The 18,077-nt window shown below is 68.5% G+C and carries 16 protein-coding genes; 11 read left to right on the top strand and 5 right to left on the bottom strand.

Features of this window, described 5'->3' with window-relative positions; translation table 11 throughout:
* Positions 1-512: 512 nt before the first annotated feature.
* The 4 genes from ACFYPM_RS01305 (at position 513) to ACFYPM_RS01290 (ending at position 3,048) form a co-directional block, all read left to right on the top strand.
* Positions 513-770 carry a hypothetical protein gene (locus ACFYPM_RS01305; protein ID WP_387189954.1) on the top strand — a complete coding sequence of 86 codons (258 nt, stop codon included), beginning with the start codon at positions 513-515 and terminating at the stop codon, positions 768-770.
* Positions 763-1,005, top strand: coding sequence for a hypothetical protein (locus tag ACFYPM_RS01300; protein ID WP_387189951.1), 243 nt, complete (start codon positions 763-765; stop codon positions 1,003-1,005). The genes ACFYPM_RS01305 and ACFYPM_RS01300 overlap by 8 nt, the downstream gene beginning before the upstream one ends.
* Before the next feature lie 546 nt (positions 1,006-1,551).
* The gene (locus tag ACFYPM_RS01295) at positions 1,552-1,818 is read left to right on the top strand and encodes a hypothetical protein (protein WP_387189949.1); all 267 of its coding nucleotides are present in this window, start codon (positions 1,552-1,554) and stop codon (positions 1,816-1,818) included.
* A gap of 168 nt (positions 1,819-1,986) precedes the next feature.
* On the top strand, positions 1,987-3,048 hold the full coding sequence (locus tag ACFYPM_RS01290) for a DNA methyltransferase (RefSeq protein ID WP_387189947.1): 1,062 nt from the start codon (positions 1,987-1,989) through the stop codon (positions 3,046-3,048).
* Here ACFYPM_RS01290 and ACFYPM_RS01285 read toward each other — a convergent pair whose 3' ends face one another.
* The 4 genes from ACFYPM_RS01285 to ACFYPM_RS01270 form a co-directional block, all read right to left on the bottom strand.
* Complete coding sequence (locus ACFYPM_RS01285; RefSeq protein ID WP_387189944.1) at positions 3,049-3,966, bottom strand: hypothetical protein; 918 nt, start codon at positions 3,964-3,966, stop codon at positions 3,049-3,051.
* A gap of 519 nt (positions 3,967-4,485) precedes the next feature.
* Positions 4,486-4,767 (bottom strand): hypothetical protein, encoded by a 282-nt coding sequence (locus tag ACFYPM_RS01280; RefSeq protein ID WP_387189942.1) that lies wholly within the window; start codon positions 4,765-4,767, stop codon positions 4,486-4,488.
* A gap of 64 nt (positions 4,768-4,831) precedes the next feature.
* Positions 4,832-5,377, bottom strand: a complete 546-nt coding sequence (locus ACFYPM_RS01275; RefSeq protein WP_387189941.1) for a GNAT family N-acetyltransferase — start codon at positions 5,375-5,377, stop codon at positions 4,832-4,834.
* Positions 5,378-5,391: 14 nt separating this feature from the next.
* Positions 5,392-6,702 carry a hypothetical protein gene (locus ACFYPM_RS01270; protein WP_387189939.1) on the bottom strand — a complete coding sequence of 437 codons (1,311 nt, stop codon included), beginning with the start codon at positions 6,700-6,702 and terminating at the stop codon, positions 5,392-5,394.
* A gap of 360 nt (positions 6,703-7,062) precedes the next feature.
* Between ACFYPM_RS01270 and ACFYPM_RS01265 the strand changes: the two genes are divergently transcribed.
* From ACFYPM_RS01265 to ACFYPM_RS01245, 5 genes are all read left to right on the top strand, one after another.
* The gene (locus ACFYPM_RS01265; RefSeq protein ID WP_387189937.1) at positions 7,063-7,527 is read left to right on the top strand and encodes a hypothetical protein; all 465 of its coding nucleotides are present in this window, start codon (positions 7,063-7,065) and stop codon (positions 7,525-7,527) included.
* A 397-nt stretch (positions 7,528-7,924) separates the two neighbouring features.
* Positions 7,925-8,728 (top strand): HAD family hydrolase, encoded by an 804-nt coding sequence (locus tag ACFYPM_RS01260; RefSeq protein WP_387189935.1) that lies wholly within the window; start codon positions 7,925-7,927, stop codon positions 8,726-8,728.
* A 182-nt stretch (positions 8,729-8,910) separates the two neighbouring features.
* Positions 8,911-9,810 (top strand): hypothetical protein, encoded by a 900-nt coding sequence (locus ACFYPM_RS01255; RefSeq protein WP_387189933.1) that lies wholly within the window; start codon positions 8,911-8,913, stop codon positions 9,808-9,810.
* Positions 9,807-11,171: a methyltransferase gene (locus tag ACFYPM_RS01250; protein ID WP_387189931.1), complete on the top strand. Its 1,365-nt coding sequence runs from the start codon at positions 9,807-9,809 to the stop codon at positions 11,169-11,171. The genes ACFYPM_RS01255 and ACFYPM_RS01250 overlap by 4 nt, the downstream gene beginning before the upstream one ends.
* Positions 11,066-11,698 carry a TetR/AcrR family transcriptional regulator gene (locus ACFYPM_RS01245; RefSeq protein ID WP_387189929.1) on the top strand — a complete coding sequence of 211 codons (633 nt, stop codon included), beginning with the start codon at positions 11,066-11,068 and terminating at the stop codon, positions 11,696-11,698. The genes ACFYPM_RS01250 and ACFYPM_RS01245 overlap by 106 nt, the downstream gene beginning before the upstream one ends.
* Positions 11,699-11,705: 7 nt before the next feature.
* Here ACFYPM_RS01245 and ACFYPM_RS01240 read toward each other — a convergent pair whose 3' ends face one another.
* Positions 11,706-12,452 carry an oxidoreductase gene (locus tag ACFYPM_RS01240; protein ID WP_387189927.1) on the bottom strand — a complete coding sequence of 249 codons (747 nt, stop codon included), beginning with the start codon at positions 12,450-12,452 and terminating at the stop codon, positions 11,706-11,708.
* Between the two features lie 327 nt (positions 12,453-12,779).
* Between ACFYPM_RS01240 and acs the strand changes: the two genes are divergently transcribed.
* Entirely contained in the window at positions 12,780-14,744 is a 1,965-nt protein-coding gene (acs, locus tag ACFYPM_RS01235; protein WP_387189925.1) for an acetate--CoA ligase, read from the top strand.
* A 268-nt stretch (positions 14,745-15,012) separates the two neighbouring features.
* Complete coding sequence (locus ACFYPM_RS01230; protein WP_387189923.1) at positions 15,013-17,808, top strand: immune inhibitor A domain-containing protein; 2,796 nt, start codon at positions 15,013-15,015, stop codon at positions 17,806-17,808.
* Positions 17,809-18,077: the final 269 nt, after the last annotated feature.

Below are 18,077 nucleotides of genomic sequence, written 5' to 3'. Positions count from 1 at the left end.
GCCTCCAGCGGTCGGGCTCTGGTATGTCGCCGACCTTGCTCGGAAACCGCACGGCAGGCCGCCCGACCGCGCCCATCTGTGGACAACCTCGGGGGCTGTGGACAACGCCCGCCGCGACAGTTGATCTGCTACGCGCGCGGCCTGTCCGCCACCGCACGAATCTGCTCGAGACGGCGACGGGGACGCTCCGTTCGGGAGCGGCCCCGCGGTCGCCGGTCGGCCGAGCTGGTCGGTCCAGCCGACGTCGAGGATCAGTGGGGCCGCGGCGCTCGGTGTCGCGGCCTACGCCTGCCACCTTCGCCGCCGCGAACGGTGTGCCGTTTGCGGCGCTGGCGACGGCGAGGGGCAGCCAGACGATCGGGAACGTGCATATCAGCGGTCATCGTTCTTCGGAGGCGGGTCGAAGTGGTGTGGGGCCGCGCCACGATCGACGGCTCGTGGATGGCCCGCCCGCCTCGGCGCTTCGCACACCGACGCCGCGCCGGCCGGGTGTCCCCGTTCCGGGCGACCTGGTGCTGATCGACGGCCGGACGTCGGTGCAGTTCGGCGGCGATCGAGCGCTGTGGCTGCGGGTGACCTCGGTCTGCGACAAGCCGACGTATCACGGCTGGGTATGGCTCACCGGTTACTCCATCAATCCATCGAGCGGCAAGGCGCTGGCCCGGCGGGAGGTCTTCGTGCAGATCGCCGGCCTTCAGATCCAGCCGGGCAAGACCGACAGCGCACCGCCTCGCAACGTGGCGCCGGTGATGAGGAGACGCGGTGTTTGACGTTCGGATACGACTCGGCGCGGTACTGGAGATCGACACGGCCGATCGACTTCTGCCATCGGACGGGTCGGTGACGCTGTGGGTGACCGGTATTCGGCTGGTGGCTCACCGTCCCCCAGAGGTTGAGTGGATCTGGGTCGAGGGAATTCGGCTTGATCCGTCCGGCCGCCGTGGTCCGCAGGCGCAAATTTTGGTACGCGCGAGCAAGTTCCCGCCCGACGGTGCGGTCCCGTGACCATCTACCTCTCTGGTTAGTGGGTCACCGAGGTAGCGCCGGGCCGATGGATGGCGGCGTGGCCGGACCAGATGGGCGGGTCCGGCCAATCCTCGCTGATTTTCCCCGCCGCCTCGCTCGGCCGACCCGGGACACCCGCATTCACCTGGCCGGGAGCGCTCACCGGAAAGGGACGACCCCCGTCGGAGGGATGCGGTTTCGGCTTGTTGACTGCTGCCAGCTGATGGCAACCCGCGTCGACGAGCAGGTGCCGGGCCTCGTTGGTTGACGCCCAGGTCCAGCCCGCACCAACTCTGGTGCTGCCTTCTCGCTGCCTCGACACCTGACGCCTCGCCCAATGCCCTGTGGCCTCGTCTGGCGTCGTCACGCAGCTTCGCGACCTCATCCGGTTGACAGCCGGCGGACCCGCTCCCCCTTTCGCTGCACCGGCCGCATGCCGTTGAGCAAGCCGCAGGCCAGGGCGTCGACCTCAACGCAGACTTGCCCGTGACCGCTCAATCCAATATTTTTGTCCATAGCTGCTGTGGCTATGTACAAGGAGCTGACATGGCGAAGGGTGCACATCGTCCGGCCCAACGCGTCGTGCTACCTAACGGCATGTGGGTGCTGCTCTACGAGGACGGCTCCCTCAAGATCGCGGGCTACGACCGACGGCTTGAGGTAACGGAGGTGCTCAACCGCAGCAGCACGGGTCACATCTTCGTGCGGGTAACGGAGACGAAGCCCGAGCCCACTGCGGTGGCCAGCCGACCGAGCGACCTAGTGACGGTCGAACGCGGCGTGGTGAACACGCTGAGAGGACTTGCTAAGTAGCGTGTCATCGATGCCACCAACGCAGCCGCGGAGCCAGCAAGTTCGCAAGCCCTGCAACCTAGCGAAGTCGCTAGTTCACTCTTCGTGTCACCTGCTGGCCCTCTCAGCCACTAGGGACCCGGCAGGTACCGTCAGCCGCTACAACCAACATGCCGCGAGGAGGTCAGCGTGACAGAACCGGGCAGGTACACGCTCAATACGGGAGATGTTCTTTCAATCTACGAGCAGTGGCCGACGCCCTCCACCATCGTTAGCGATGGCGCGTATGGGGTTGGCGGATTCCCGGGTGACCCTCGCACGCCTGCCTCGCTGGCCGACTGGTATCGACCGCATATCGAGGCGTGGAGTCGCAGGGCATCGATGGCCACGACGCTGTGGTTTTGGAATACTGAGGTGGGCTGGGCGCACGTCCACCCCGTCCTAATCGAAAATGGCTGGAAGTACGAGTTCGTTAACATCTGGAACAAGGGCGTTGGGCACGTTGCCGGCAATGTGAACGGAAAGACGATCCGGCGGTTCCCCGTAGTCACCGAGGTCTGCGTCTTCTATACCCGAGAGCCGAGGTTCCCCCTAACGCCCGGCGGCGACGACCTGGTCCACGCCAAGAAGTGGCTCGTGGCTGAGTGGAAGCGAAGCGGCCTTCCGGCAAAGAGGGCAAACGAGGCCTGCGGCGTAAAGGATGCAGCGACTCGCAAGTACTTCGATCAAGGGTGGTTGTGGTACTGGCCCCCCGCCGAGATTATGGAGAAGCTGGTCGTCTACGCGAACGAGTACGGCCGCCCCGAAGGTCGCCCCTACTACTCCTTGAACGGAGTAGATCCAGTGACTGCCAAGGAGTGGAGCCAGCTGCGTTCCGTCTGGAACCACGAGCATGGCGTGACCAACGTTTGGGACCTGCCGGCGTTGCGAGGAGCCGAGCGATTCAAGGGATCAATGAAGCGCGCAGCTCCCCGCGTCTACAAGCCGACGAAGCTCGCTAGCTCCCACCTAAATCAGAAGCCGCTCGCCTTCATGAGGAGAATCATCAACGCCTGCACTAGCCCTGAAGACGTAGTTTGGGAACCTTTCGGCGGCCTCTGCTCAGCGACTGTCGCTGCTGCCGAACTCGGGCGGCATGGATATGCTGCAGAGATCGATCCGCACTTCGGGGAGCTAGCCGCAGAGCGCCTCGAAGCGGCCGTTCGTCTCGCCAGCGGCGAGGAGGCCCTTTTTCCGCCTATCGAGGTTTGATCAGAGCCCGTCGTAGATAGCCTTCATGACTTCTTCGCAGTGCTCGCGCACGCTTGCTCTTTCGGAGCTCAGACCCTTCAATAGTTGCACCCATTGTTTCATCGTCTTGTCCCGCATGCGCCGATTAAGCACGTCGGCTTTAAATTGTTCGATATTTGGATTGTCAACGCGGTCAATCTTGGCGAAGTTGGTATCCAGGCGGTACGGGTAGTTGGCCATTAGTTGCTGCGCCAATAGTTGCGCGTCTGGCGACGAGGGTAGGAGCCTGCGTCCACCCCTTTCCGCTACGAGTGCAAGCGCCTCTATTTCCTGGGTGTCCGTCACGTCTTGGAGCCGATACCCGTTAACATTGGTTTGCTGCAGGTTACGCGTGCGAAGAGTGGTATCACCCGGCTCGACAGTGAGGTAGGACGGCGGATTCCAGTAGTGGACATCTCGACTGGAGGCCACCTCTGCACCACCGACGGTCATTACGTCGATAATCTGCGGAACCCCGTAGACAACGTGACTCATGCACCATGCAACAATAACTACCCGAACATTTCGAGGGGCCAGTAGATTTAGCGACTCCCTGAAACGACCGGTTAATTCAGTGGACAGCGCATACCAGGCCTTAACCTCGTACCCAGCTTCGGCGCTGTTTCCTAGGCCGTCGACTAGCAAGGCATCGGGAAATCCAGGATCCTGCCGCACCCAACGCATGCCATGATCCACCTCCCGATCGAGAATGTGGATGATCTTGCGCTCTAGCAGGTTGCCGATCATGGGGGAGAGCTTCGAGATTACCAGCGCCAAGAAGGGCGCGTCTTCTGCATCGAGCGAATTGATCGTGATGGTGTCAATTTCTTGGCCAGCCAGAGAGCGGAGGACCTTGTTTGCGCGGATCATCTCCGTGGCTACAGTCAATGGATCTACCATGGCGGCCAGCGTAATGGATCATGCCACCCTATCGAGCCCCGCAGGCATCGGGCATTCTCCCGATGCCCTTCCGCAACCACCCACGGACCGTGACCTGCCGGCGAAGCCCCGGTCATCCTGGAGCCGGAGCGCCCCCGCCGGAGGCGCTCTAACCGCGACCCCGCAACCTCCGCCGGCTCGCCGACGCGGCCGGCGCGCGCTCCCCTACACCGCGCGGGCTCATCGCCGCGCGGCCCCGCCGGCTGCCGGCCCACCATCCCTCCGGTCAACGGCCTGTCGTTCTGCGGCGGCCCCTTGGGCTTCCCGCTTTCCGCGCCAGCCGCCGGGCGTGTTGCGTGGCGGAGTCGGAGCGCCAGCGGAGCGACGGACGGGCGCCCAGGCGGCGGCGCGTGCGGCCCGCCTCGGGCCGCCTTGAAGACCTACAGAAACTCAGCGCGTTCGGTGCTAACCGCACGCTTTGTGGAGTCGTTCGACGCGACAAAGATCTGCTGTTCAGGGCCAGGCCGACTCGATCGCCACTCAGCAAGTAGGGGTCGGACGGCATCGACCAGCCCGGAGTTCCTGGTCAGTTGCCGGCTCGGGCAGTGCGTCAAACGCCGCCACTGCGACCACGGTCACCTGATACCGGTATGCGTTCGTCGGTGTGTCTTGCCAGCCGGGCGAGTGGCGCCACTCCTGCACACGCCAGCGCACCTCGGCGGCCGCGGCTCGGATTGCAGCCGCCTGCTGGCGAGGTGTGAGTTCGGCGCGGGCGCGAAGATGGTCGGCGGGTTCCTGCGGCGGCGTGTCGGCCTCGCGCATGGCGGCGATCGTACCGCCGCGATGATCAGAACTGCTCGCGCTCGTACTGAGCGACCTGGTCCACTCAGCCGGCGGTGTCGTTCCACTCTGGGGCGAGGATCGAGTAGAGCTGGGAGTCGCGCCAGGCGCCGTTGGTGAAGACGTGGTCGCGTAGCCGGCCTTCGTACTGCATGCCGAGCTGCTGGGCAATGGCGATGGATGCGGCGTTGTCGGGGCCGATGGCTGCGGTGACGCGGTGAAGCTTCAGCTCTCGAAAGCCGTAGTCGACGATGGTGCGGCCTGCATCGGTGGCGTAGCCGTGGCCCCAGTGTTCCGCTCCGATGGCGTAACCGAGCTTGGCGGCCTGGTGCCCAGTGAGTCCGAGGCGGGCGAAGCCGATCATCCGATCTGAGTTGTCAGCGACGGCTAGGTAGTACTCAGTGCGCGGGTGGAGCTGCGCACGGCTTACCGCTCCCTCAACCATGGCGACAGTGGCGGCCTGGTCGCGGCTGTCGAACGAGAGCCACTGCGTGACCCGGTCGTCTCCAACGATCGCCAAAGCGTCGGCCGCGTCATCGGGTCGCAGTTCGCGAAGAGTGATGACGCGGCCGGAGATGGCAATCGGGTACATGTGCTGATGGTGCCTTATCGAGGAAGGGCGTTGGCAGGCGTGTGCGTGAAGTGCTCGATGCCATCGATGAGGTCACGGGCGTCATTGGCGTGGCCGGCACGCGTGATGGCCTGGTGGACACGACGGACCGAGTGGATGACGCCATTGATGCGCTGATCGGCGGGAAGATCGAGCACAGGGACGAGGGCATCAGTGGCGGCGTCGAGCTCTCCGCTGGCGACGCGGGCAATGGCGAGGTTCGTGTGGGAGCCGGCCTGGTCGCCGAAGGCCCACGCCGGGTCGTAGCGGTCGGAGTATGCCTGGACGGCACGCAGGGCGTAGCGCTCGGTGGCCTGGGCTTCCCCGGGCAGCCAGGCGAGGGCGTCGCTGGCGTAGTAGAGCGTGCGGGGCTGGTTGAAGGTGCAGATGCCGCCGATCTCGTCCATCTCGTCGGGGCGCACCCGGGACCAGGTGCTCTCCGCCTCCGTGATGGCGGCCTTGGCCTGTTCCGCGTTCCCGAGTGCGGCGTAGGCGCGTGCAGCGCTGACGGGCAACCAGACGGCGGAAGTGCCGCCTGCTTGGGTCGCATACTCGCGTCCCGCCTCGGCGTAACGGACGGCCTCGGCATACCGGCCGGCCCAGTAGGCGACCAGCGATTGAAGTCCGCGGAGCCAGGCTTGCAGCCCGGAGTGACCGGACTGGTCGGCGCAGAGGACGGCGGTTCGGGCTTGCAGCATGGCCGAGTGGGGGTCGGCCATGTCGTGCGAGACCTTGGCGAGTAGGCCGCTCGTGATGCCGGCGAGGAAGTGCAGGTCACGCGACTGGGTCGGCTGTTGGCGACGTTCGAGCAGCGTGAACAGGGTGTCCTGAGTTTCGGCCAGGTCCGGCAGGATCTGGCTGACCGGTCGCTGCGGGTAGGCCAGGGCGAGGCGCTGAACGTCCTCGGTGAGCTGGTCGATGGCTGCCGGGGAAGTGGCTTCGGCGGCGAGCATTGCGTACTGGCGGGCACGTTGTGCGGCCATGGCGAGGAGGTTCCTTTCCGGGCCGGCGCCGGTGGGCTCGACGATGACGTGTCGGGCCGGCGCAGGGGTGAACTGGTGGGATGCCCAGGGGCGCTGCAACTCATCGACCGGCCTGCCGAACATGGCCTGTAACGCCCGCCGGGTGGCGGGGTTTGATGAGGCCAGGTCCCGCTCGCCACGGGCCAACCGCCCGAGGTGCCGCGCGCTGATCGCCGCGCGGGAGTCCATGCGGCTGAACTCGTCGGCCAGTTCCTCGTACGTACGGTCGCTGCACTGGATCAGGTACTCCAGGACGGTGCGGGGATCGTGGCGGTCTCGGGCCATCGTCGACGCCTTCCTGATGGGCTATCTCCACGCTCACCTGCGCGAGGTCCTGAACACAACGCAGGTCCTCATGGTGTCCGCCCGAGGTCCGCCAGAGGTGCTGATTCGGTCCTCGATCGGTCTCCACAACCGGGTGTTCTATCTCCACCATGGATGCCTCACCCACCGCAATTGTGCATGTACTGACCGTTGAGATGCATGCGTCAAAAACGACACCACGTCGCTCGTGCCTGCGCCGATCTGTAGCGGCTGCGTCCTGAACAGGGCACCGGAGCAGGTGCAGGCAGGCGATTCGCGGTGTCGGCCGTGGCCACAGCCCGCCTGCTCCGGTGCCCATCCACTGATCGAGGGCGGGCGGTGATGGATCCGAAGCCGGGCGACGTTCTGCACATCGGCAGCGGTGCGTCGGTGCAGTTCGGCGGGGATCGCTCGCTGATCTTTCGAGTCATCAAAGTCTGCGACCGGCCGACGTACGACGGCTGGGTCTGGCTCACCGGCTACTCGATCGACCGCGCGGGCAACGCCGTCGAACGGCGAGAGATCTTCGTGCAGCGCACCGGGCTGCGATTGATCACTCCGGCTACTGCTCCCGCCGCCGCGCGCACACTCCCCGCGCCCCCAGGCCACGCCGGGCGGAGGGGGGCAACGCTGCCCGCGATCGAGCCAGATGGCCAACGCAGAGCGGTGGACAGAATTTCAGCAACTGGTGACGGACGGAGTGCCGGTCAACGTAGTGCAGCAGGTGGTTGGGCGCGAGAAGGCGTCGACGGCGCTGGACCGGCCCACGCCGACGGTTCCGGCCGGCCTTCGCTGCCTATTCGCTGACTTTCCGCCCGTCGCCTCGCCCGGCTGACCCGGGAGACACACCATCACCTGGCCGGGAGCGCTCCCCAGAAAGGGACGACCCCCGTCGGGGGGAGACGGGGGTCGTCGAAGGTTCGGCTCCGGGGGGGTCGAGCCGAACCACTCAGCGGCCACGGGGGGTGCAACCGCTGAGGGTCTTTGCCTGTTTCGGGGATGTGAAAGCTCGTCGTACGGACAAGTCTGCCTGAGCGGACCCGTCACGTCGAGTGGTGCCGACCCCACTCAGTGCGAAAATCTCCTTGCGGAGTGTGAGCGTGATCACGCAGAGCGGGATTTGTGGTGTCAGCCCGCAGGTCTGACGGGTGGCCTGACCCCGGGCACCCGCCGACGATAGACCATCCGGCTAGACTTTCGCGCCGTGGGCCGAAGTGCCGCTTTCTTCGATCTGGACAAGACCGTCATCGCCAAGTCGAGCGCCCTGGCGTTCGGTCGGCCGTTCTACCGGGACGGGCTGATCACCCGGCGGGACGTGGTCAAGTCGGCGTACGCGCAGCTGATGTTCCGGCTGGGCGGCACCGACGAGCAGACCATGGCCCGAACACGGGACTACCTGGCTGCGCTCTGCAAGGGCTGGCAGGTGGAGCAGGTCCGCCAGATCGTCGCGGAGACGCTGCATGAGCTGATCAACCCCTACGTGTACGCCGAAGCCGCTGTCCTGATCGCGGAGCACCAGGCCGCCGGGCGGGACGTGGTGCTGGTGTCGGCGTCGGGCGAGGAGATGGTCCGGCCGATCGGCGAGCTGCTCGGGGTCACCGACGTGATCGCCACCCGGATGACGGTTCGGGACGGCCGGTACAGCGGCGAGGTCGAGTTCTACGCGGCCGGTCCGAGCAAGGTCGAGGCGGTCGGCGAGTTGGCCGCCGCCCGGGGTTACGACCTGGCCGACTCGTACGCCTACTCCGACTCGTACAGCGATCGTCCGCTGTTGGAGTGTGTCGGTCACCCGAGTGTGGTCAACCCGGACCGGCAGTTGCGCAAGCTGGCCGCGGAGAACGCCTGGCCGGTGCTGGAGTTCCGGCACCCGATCCCGCTGGGCCGCCGCCTGCGGGAACGACCCGCCGTCCCGGTGGCCGCCGCGGCCCTGGGGGTCGGGGTTGGCGTGGCCATCGGTATCGCCTGGTACGGCCGGCATCGCCGGACCCGCGCCGCCGCGACCGCCTGACCGGTCCCGGCTGCGCGACCCTTCCCGCGGTTTCCCTCGCGTCGGCACGTGTCGCCGACGTGACGGTGAGCGCCGTCGTCGTCACCCGCACCGTGCCCGCCTCTGCCCGACAACCTGTTTGAGCGTTCGCTCAAACAGTCGTATGCTCCGTTTGAGCGAACGCTCAAACGGGGAGGTCACACATGATCCACGACGACGAGGAAGAGCCGGCCGAGCGGACGGCCGCCAACTGGGTCCTGGCCGGCTTGATCACGCTCTTCGGGCTGGTCGTCTTCATCGGGGTGGTCAATCAGGGCCGGGCCGACAGCGCCGCACTCTTCGTGGCGCTCCCGGTGCTGCTGGCCGCCGCCCTCGCGCTCACCCCCCGCCAGACGACCCACGGCAGGGTCTTCACGGCCACCACGATGGCCCTGCTGCTGGCGGCGGTGATGCTGCACGAGGGTGCGATCTGCGTCCTCCTCGCCGCCCCGCTCGTCTACGCCGTGGCGCACGGCACCACCGCGCTGATCCACGCTCTCCGGAAGGCCAACCGGCCGTACGTGTTCGCGGCCGTGCCGCTGCTGCTCCTGCCGGGTCTGGAAGGCAGCGGCATCGCCGGCCGGGTCGACCCCGAGCAGACGGTGGAGGTGACCAGGGTCGTCGGGCTCCCCATCGACCGGGTGGCCGAGCACCTCGCCGCCGGCCCCCGCCCGACCGCCGTCCGTTCCGCGCCGCTGCGGCTGCTGGGCGTACCCACTCCGGGGCAGGTCAGTGGCGACGGGCTCAACCTCGGCGACAGGTGGATGTTCGGCTACCACGGCAGCGCGCACGGCCCCGGGGGCCACCTGCTCGCCGAGGTGGACGACGTCGCACCGGGGCGGATCGGCTTCCGCTTCGTCGAGGACAGCTCCATCACCGCGCGCTGGTTCACCTGGCGGCACGCGGAGCTGCGTTGGCGGGCGATCGATCCGGGGCACACCGAGGTGCGGGTCCGGGTCGACTACGCCCGGGGCCTGGACCCGTCCTGGTACTTCGGGCCGGTGCAGCAGGTGCTGCTCGGCGCCGGGGCCGGGCACCTGCTCGACATGCTGGCGTTGGAGTGACAGTCGCCCGCTGGCTGAGCCTGGCGCTGCCGCTTGTCGCCGTGCTCGCCGTCGGTGGCCGGGTGCGGGACCGGGCCTCGCGGGCCGCGGGGCTGTTGGCGTTCGTCGCCGCCGGGATCGGCATCGCCGCGCTGCACGAGGTCGCCCGCCGGACCGGCTGGTACGCGTTCGCGCCGGTCGACGGCGCGTTCCGGGGGATGCCGGTGGACCTGTGGATCGGCTGGGCCGTCCTCTGGGGTCCGTTGCCGGTGCTGCTGCGCCGGGTGCTGCCGCTGCCGGTCGCGCTGGGTCTGCTGCTCTGGGTCGACGCGGTCGCGATGCCGGCGCTGCACCCGCTGGTCCACCTCGGGCCGCACTGGCTCGTCGGGGAGGTGATCGGGCTGCTCGTGGTGGCCCTACCCGCCCAACTGCTCGGTCGATTCTGCGCCGATCGCCGGCACCTCGGCACGCGGACGCTCCTGCAGGTCGGCGTGTTCGCCGCCCTGCTGCTCTGGTTCGTGCCCACCCTGGCCTTCGAGTTCGGCGACGGGTCGTGGGCGGGGCTGACCGGGCTGAACCGCACCGGGCTGCTGGTGGTGGCGCAACTGACCCTGCTGGCGGCCACGCCGGCGTTGGCTGCCGTCGCCGAGTTCGCCGTCCGGGGCGGTGGCACGCCGTACCCGTGGGACCCGCCGCGTCGCCTGGTCACCACCGGCCCGTACGCCTACCTGGCCAACCCGATGCAGCTCAGCGCGGTGGTGGTGCTGCTGTGCACCGCCGTGGCCACCCGGAGCGTCACCCTGGCCCTGACGGCACTGTCGACGGGAGCATTCGGGGCGGCGGTGGCCGGGCCGCACGAGCAGCACGATCTACGGGTGCGCCACGGCGACTCCTGGCGGTCGTACCGGGAGCAGGTGCGCGACTGGTGGCCTCGCTGGCGGCCGTACTCGGTCGGGCCACCGGCGGCGCTCTGGCTGGACGACGACTGCGGGCCCTGCGCGGCCACCTGGCGGATGCTGGCCCGCCGGCACCCGGTCGGGCTGCGGATCCGGCCCGCTCGGGAGCACGAGCACGTGCTGTGGCGGGCGGAGTACGTGGGCGGCGACGGTCACGTGGAACGGGGGGTGGCCGCCGTCGCCCGCGGACTCGAACACGTCCATCTCGGCTGGGCGGTGCTGGGCTGGACCCTACGACTGCCCGGCCTCGCCTGGCTCGCCCAACTGGTCACCGATGCGATGATCGCACCGCCGCACCCGGCCCGCCCGCGAGGAGAGCCATGTCCGACACCAAACAACGCCTCCTCGACGGCACCATCGCCGCCATCCGGGAGCACGGCATCGCCGGCGTCTCCGCCCGTACCATCGCCGCCGCCGCCGGGGTGAACCAGGCGCTCGTCTTCTACCACTTCGGCACTGTCGACGACCTGCTCGCGGCGGCCTGCCGGACCAGCACGGCCGCGCGGGTCCAGCACTGGTCGCCACGGTTGGCCTCGGCCGGGTCGCTGCGCGAGCTGCTCGCCGTCGGGCGGGCGCTGCACGACGAGGAACGCCAGCTCGGCAACGTCACCGTTCTGGCCCAGATGCTGGCCGGGGCGCAGGCGGACCAGCGGATGGCCGCTCCGACGGCCGCGGCGCTCCAGCTCTGGGTGGACGAGATCGAGGCGGTCCTGCGCAGGCTGCTCGCCGGGTCACCGTTCGTCGAGGTGGCCGACGTGCCCGGCCTGGCCCGCGCGGTGTCGGCCGCGTTCATCGGGCTGGAGCTCTACGAGGGGGTGGACCGGGCGGGCGCCGACCAGGCGTTGGCCGCGCTCGACCAGCTCGCGCTGCTACTGGAGATCGTCGACGACCTGGGGCCGATCGCCCGGCGAGCGCTGCAAGCCAAGGTCAACCGCGCGGTACGGCGGGAGTGACCGCCACTCAGGCGGCGGCGAGGATCTCGTCGCCGATGACGGTGAGCTGGTCGGCGCCGACCTCGATCGCCGCCAGGTAGTGGCGCAGCCACGAGCGCAGCCCGTCCGGGGTGCCGGTGGCGAAGGCGCCGGCCGAACCGACGTACTCGGGCTCCCGCTCCAGGTGACCGACGTCGACGGCGAGCAGCCCACGTGGGTCGAGCCCGCTGGCGAGCAGCACCAGTCGGGCGGCGCCCCGGGCCACCACGCCGGACGGCCCGGCGAACGGGCGCAGGTTCAGCAACTCGCCGTGGACCACGGCGGCGAGCACCAGCGGTGAGACGGTGCTGCCGCCGACGACCAGCCCGGCCAGCCCGTCCAGCCGGGCGGCGACCACGGGGTCGGCCACCGGCCGGCCCAGCTCGGCCTCCGGCACGATGTCCCGGGCGGCGAGCACGTGCAGTTTCGCGAGAGCCTGCCGCGGGGCCTTCGGCCAGAGCTCACTCAGGCCGGGCAGCGCCCCGGCGACCCGCAGCGCCCCCTGGAGCACCGGGTCGGTGACGGTGCCGGCGCGGACCGCCTCGCGTTCGTGCCCGGCCCCCTCCAGGGCGGCGCTGGCCACCGCCGAGCGGAGGCTCACCTCGGCGGCGACCTGCCCGCCGTGCCGGCGCAGCGCGCGATGCCCGAGCGCCTGGTCGAACCGCTCGCGGGCACGCTCGACGGCGGCGGCGATGTCGGCGAGCGCGAGCAGGGGTGCGAGCGGGTCGGTGGTCACTCCGCCACGCTAGCGACCCGGGCCGGCACGGCGGGGCGCACCCGGCCGCAGGGCGACCCGGACCACCCGCCCCGGCGCCCCGGCCAGGCCGACACCCGATGCGGGCAAGGTCAACACGGGTTCGTTGACGTCGGGGGTTCGCCTGGCCTGGACACCGCGACGTCAAGAAACCCGTGTCGATCAAGCGCCGCATGCCGACGGGCCGTCGGGCGCGCGGCGGGAGCCGCTCGGCGCGACCGGGGCGGGCAGCGGTCGCCGCCCGGAGGAGCCGCGACTACCCTCGTGCCCAGCGAGACGCAGGTCACCCGAGGACGAAGGAGTCACGGCATGAGCGAGGCATTGGCAAATCTGCTGAACGAGACGCGCCAGTTCCCCCCGCCGGCCGAACTCGCCGCGCACGCCAACGTCACCATCGACGCGTACGCGGAGGCCGACACCGACCGCCTCGCCTTCTGGGCGAAGCAGGCCGACCGGCTGGCCTGGTCGAAGAAGTGGGACGAGGTGCTCGACTGGTCGAACCCGCCGTTCGCGAAGTGGTTCGTCGGTGGGCAGCTCAACGTGGCGTACAACTGCCTGGACCGGCACGTCGAGGCGGGTCGGGGCGACAAGGTCGCCATCCACTGGGAGGGCGAGCCGGGTGACACCCGGACCCTCACGTATGCCGACCTGCACGAGCTGACCTGCCGGGCGGCAAACACGCTTACCGAGCTGGGTGTGACGGCCGGCGACCGGGTGGCGATCTACCTGCCGATGATCCCGGAGGCGGCGGTCGCGATGCTGGCCTGCGCCCGGATCGGCGCGGCACACAGTGTGGTCTTCGGCGGCTTCTCCGCCGACTCGCTGAGCAACCGGATCCAGGACGCCAGCGCCAAGGTGGTGATCACCGCGGATGGCGGCTACCGGCGGGGGAAGCCGTCGGCGTTGAAGCCGACCGTGGACGAGGCGGTGGCGAGCTGCCCGTCGGTGGAGGCCGTGCTGGTCATCCGCCGTACCGGCGAGGACGTGGCCTGGTCGGAGCGGGACCACTGGTGGCACGAGACGGTGGAGACCGCGTCGGCCGAGCACACCGCGCAGCCGTTCGACGCCGAGCACCCGCTGTTCATCCTCTACACCAGCGGCACCACGGCCCGCCCGAAGGGCATCCTGCACACCACCGGCGGCTACCTGACCCAGGCGTCGTACACGACGCACGCGGTCTTCGACCTCAAGCCGGAGACGGACGTCTACTGGTGCACCGCCGACATCGGCTGGGTCACCGGCCACTCCTACATCGTGTACGGCCCGCTCTCGAACGGTGCCACGCAGGTGATGTACGAGGGCACCCCGGACACCCCGCACAAGGGCCGGTTCTGGGACATCGTCGAGAAGTACAAGGTCAGCATCCTCTACACCGCTCCGACGCTGATCCGCACGATGATGAAGTGGGGCGAGGACATCCCGGCCGGCCACGACCTGTCGTCGCTGCGGCTGCTCGGCAGCGTCGGCGAGCCGATCAACCCCGAGGCCTGGATGTGGTACAGGGAGTTCATCGGCGGCGGAGCGCTGCCCATCGTCGACACCTGGTGGCAGACCGAGACGGGCGCCATCATGATCTCCCCGTTGCCGGGGGTGACCGCGACCAAGCCGGGATCGGCGATGGCCCCGCTGCCGGGCATCGTGGCCGACGTGGTCGACGACCAGGGCCAGTCGGTGCCGAACGGTGGCGGCGGTTACCTGGTGCTGCGCGAGCCGTGGCCGTCGATGCTGCGCACCATCTGGGGTGACGACAACCGGTTCATCGAGACCTACTGGAGCCGGTTCGAGGGCATGTACTTCGCCGGTGACGGGGCCAAGAAGGACGACGACGGGCACATCTGGCTGCTCGGCCGGGTCGACGACGTGATGCTGGTGTCCGGGCACAACATCTCCACCACCGAGGTGGAGTCGGCGCTGGTGTCGCACCCGGCGGTGGCCGAGGCAGCGGTGGTGGGCGCGACCGACCCGACCACCGGGCAGGCCATCGTCGCGTTCGCCATTCCGCGCGGCAGCACCGACATCGCCGGCGACGCCGGTGAACAGCTCATCGCCGAGCTGCGCAACCACGTGTCGAAGACGCTCGGGCCGATCGCCAAGCCGCGGCAGATCCTGCTGGTGGCGGAGCTGCCGAAGACCCGCTCCGGCAAGATCATGCGCCGGTTGCTGCGCGATGTCGCGGAGAACCGGTCGCTCGGTGACGTGACCACGTTGCAGGACTCCTCAGTCATGGATCTGATCTCCTCGGGAATGAGCGGGGCGAAGTCCGACGAGGACTGACGGCAGGCGTACACACCGGAGGGTGGCGGTCCGTGCGGACCGCCACCCTCCGTCATTTCTTACGGGTACGACTCACACCGGCGCGCGACTGTCACATCGGTCGGTCGGCTGACCCGATAGCGGCTAAACGGCTACAGACGGTCGGCCACCTCTGTCCTTTCGGCCAGTTGTGACTTAGGTTCACGCAGGTTGTAAGAGTTCGACACTCGTCACATCGACGGTCGGGCAATCCCACGTCCTCCTCCCCATGCCCGAGAAACGGAGCGGTATGAACCACAAACCGCAAACCGGGTCGCGCCGACGACTGCTCGTCGCGCTGCCCGCCATCGCCCTCGCGGCCACGTCACTGACCGTGACCGGCAGCGCGGCAGCCCAGTCGGCGTCCCCGACGCCCCGGGCGGTGATCGGCGCGGATGAGCACTACATCAACTACGCCGAGCCCGAGGTGCAGCCGGACACCACCGGCCGCGAGGTGAAGGGCAAGGGTGGCATCTACACCCCTGCCCTGCAGTCCGCGCGCGAGTTCGACCAGAAGCACGCTCGGGGCAACCCGGTGACCGCGCGGCAGCTGGCCAAGGACGAGGCCAAGTCGCTGAAGACCGGCCAGAACCCCCGCAAGTTCAAGAAGGCGCCGACCACGCAGACGGCGAAGCTGTTGACGCTGCTTGTCGAGTTCAACGACAAGGCCAACGACGACTTCACCGACGTGATGGTGCCAAAGACGGTGTTCGAGGACCGCACCTGCGTGCCCGGCACCGTGCAGAACGGGCCGAAGCACAACAAGATCCCGGACCCGTCGCGGCTCCCGCACGAGGACAACAACTCGATGTGGGTGCCGGACTTCTCGCCGTCGCACTACAACAAGATGCTCTACAGCAAGAAGGGCATCACCGAGCGGGTCCGCACGGACCTGCGGGGCCCGGACGGCAAGAAGGGCATCGACCTGTCCGGACGCACCATGCACAACATGTACCTGGAGATGTCCAAGAACGCGTACACGGTGGACGGGCAGTCCAGCCCGTGGATCACCGTGCCGCACTCGGAGGGCTGGTACGCGGCCAACCGCTGCTTCCAGGACGAGACCGGCGCCTGGGTTCCCGGCCGTGAGCAGTCGATGAACGGCCACCCGGACAACCCGGCCGGCGCGGGCCGCCTGGCGACCGACGCGATCGACGCGCTCGTCGCGAAGGACCCGAACTTCCCGTGGGCCGACTACGACATCGAGGACCAGGCCGACCGCGACGGTGACGGCAACGTCTACGAACCGGACGGCGTGATCGACCACCTCGTGCTGGTGCACGCCGGACAGGGCAAGTCCCGCGGTGGCGGCGACCAGGGCGTGTACGCCGTGTGGGCGCACTCCTCCACGGTCGCCGGTGGTTACACCATCCCGGGCACCAACCTGAAGGCGTCGAACTACATCGTGCAGCCGGAGGACGCCGGCGTCGGCGTCTTCGCCCACGAGTTCGGCCACGACCTGGGCCTGCCGGACCTCTACGACACGTCCGGCAACGCCGACTCCGACGTGGACTTCTGGGACCTGATGGCCTCGGGCTCGCACTCGGGTGAGATCTTCCAGGCGCTGCCCACGCACATGGGCATCTGGGACAAGTGGGTGCTCGGTTGGGCCGACCCGCTGACCATCCGCCCCGGGTCGAACCCACGTGAGGTGAAGCTCGGCCAGACCTCACGTACGCCGATCGACTCCGAGGACGGCATCAAGGTCGACCTGCCGGACAAGGTGACGACGCTGGCCACCCCGCACAGCGGCACCAAGATGTGGCACAGCAACAACGACCAGGAGTGGGCCGACGTCAAGCTGAGCCGCTCGGTCGACGTGCCGGCGGCAGCCGACTCGAAGTTCTGGATGTGGAACAACTACATCATCGAGGAGGACTGGGACTACGGCTTCGTCGAGCTCTCCACCGACGGCGGTACGACCTGGACCGAGCAGAAGGTGTACGACGAGGCCGGCACGGCGGTCACCACGCCGGACGGCTACGCCGACCCGAACGGCCGGATGAACGACTTCGGCGGCAAGAAGTACGGCCTGACCGGCAGCACCGACGGCTGGCGGCACGACTACGTCGACCTGTCGGCGTACGCCGGCACGACCGTGCAGCTGCGGCTGCGCCAGGCCACCGACGAGGCGTTCCAGGAGCGCAACTGGTTCGTCGACGACTTCTCGGTCACCGGCGGCGGCGCCACCACCTGGAGTGACGACGTCGAGGGCGGCGCCAACGGCTGGACGGCCACCGTCGGCACCTTCGTCGACACCACCGGCGGGGGCTGGAAGGTCTCCAGCGGCACCGAGGTCCACGCGCAGTTCTACCTCGCCGAGTGGCGCAACTTCGACGGCTTCGACAAGGGCCTGAAGTACGCGTACGACACGATCTACTCGCACGAGGCGTGGAAGGTCGACCGGATCTCGTACAACGCGCCGGGCATGCTGGTGTGGTACCGGGACAGCGCGCTCGGCGACGTCAACCACGTCACCGGGCAGATGACCGCGCTGCCCAGCTACGGCGCGAAGGGCGGGTTGCTCATCGTCGACTCGCACTTCGACCCGTTGCGCCGCACCGGCGTGGCGGCCGAGAAGGACCCGTCGGTGACGGACAACCTGCCCAGCCGCCCGCAGTCGGCCAACGCGGCCTTCACGCTCCAGAAGACGTACCCCTTCACGGAGTGCCTGGAGGCGGCGGACGAGCCGTACAGCGAGTACTGCACCAAGTTCAAGGCGCAGGCGCCGGTGAAGTCCTTCACCGACGCCAAGACCTGGTACCCGGGCATCGAGATGCGCGACGGGGCCGCGTACGCCCGGGACAACGACGCGTCGGTTGTCGTTCCGTCGCGGAACAACGCGCCGTACACCACCCGGGTCACCCACCCGGACGGCAGCCCGGCGCCGGAGTTCTACGGCGTCACCCTGGGCGGCGGCGCCATCGTGCTGGGCACCGGCAACCCCGGCGACGCGGGCGTGAACTACGGCGTGTCGCTCACCATCAAGAAGGCCGCGAAGGACAACTCGTCCGCGACGATCTTCGTCACCCCGGCGAAGAAGTGACGATCTGCTGAGCGGTAACCGATAACAGCGGTTTGGTGGGGCCGGTGGCGGAGACGCCTCCGGCCCCACTGTCGTACATTGATCACATTGATCGAGATATGTCGTTGCGGACCGGCTCGGTCAGCCCGCCGCAGGTCAATGTGGCTGGTGAAGCGTTGGGGGTGTGACGGTGGAACGCATTCCCAACAAAATCTTGCAACAAATCGACGCGTTCGTCTTCCCAGGTGTCCCAGCAGTAACTATGTTCACCCTTGGTCCCACTCGTGGGA

The sequence above is a fragment of the Micromonospora sp. NPDC005203 genome (assembly GCF_042872705.1).
Taxonomy (GTDB): domain Bacteria; phylum Actinomycetota; class Actinomycetes; order Mycobacteriales; family Micromonosporaceae; genus Micromonospora.
The sequence above is the reverse complement of the archived record's forward strand: the minus strand, read 5'-3'. Positions and strand labels throughout refer to the sequence as shown.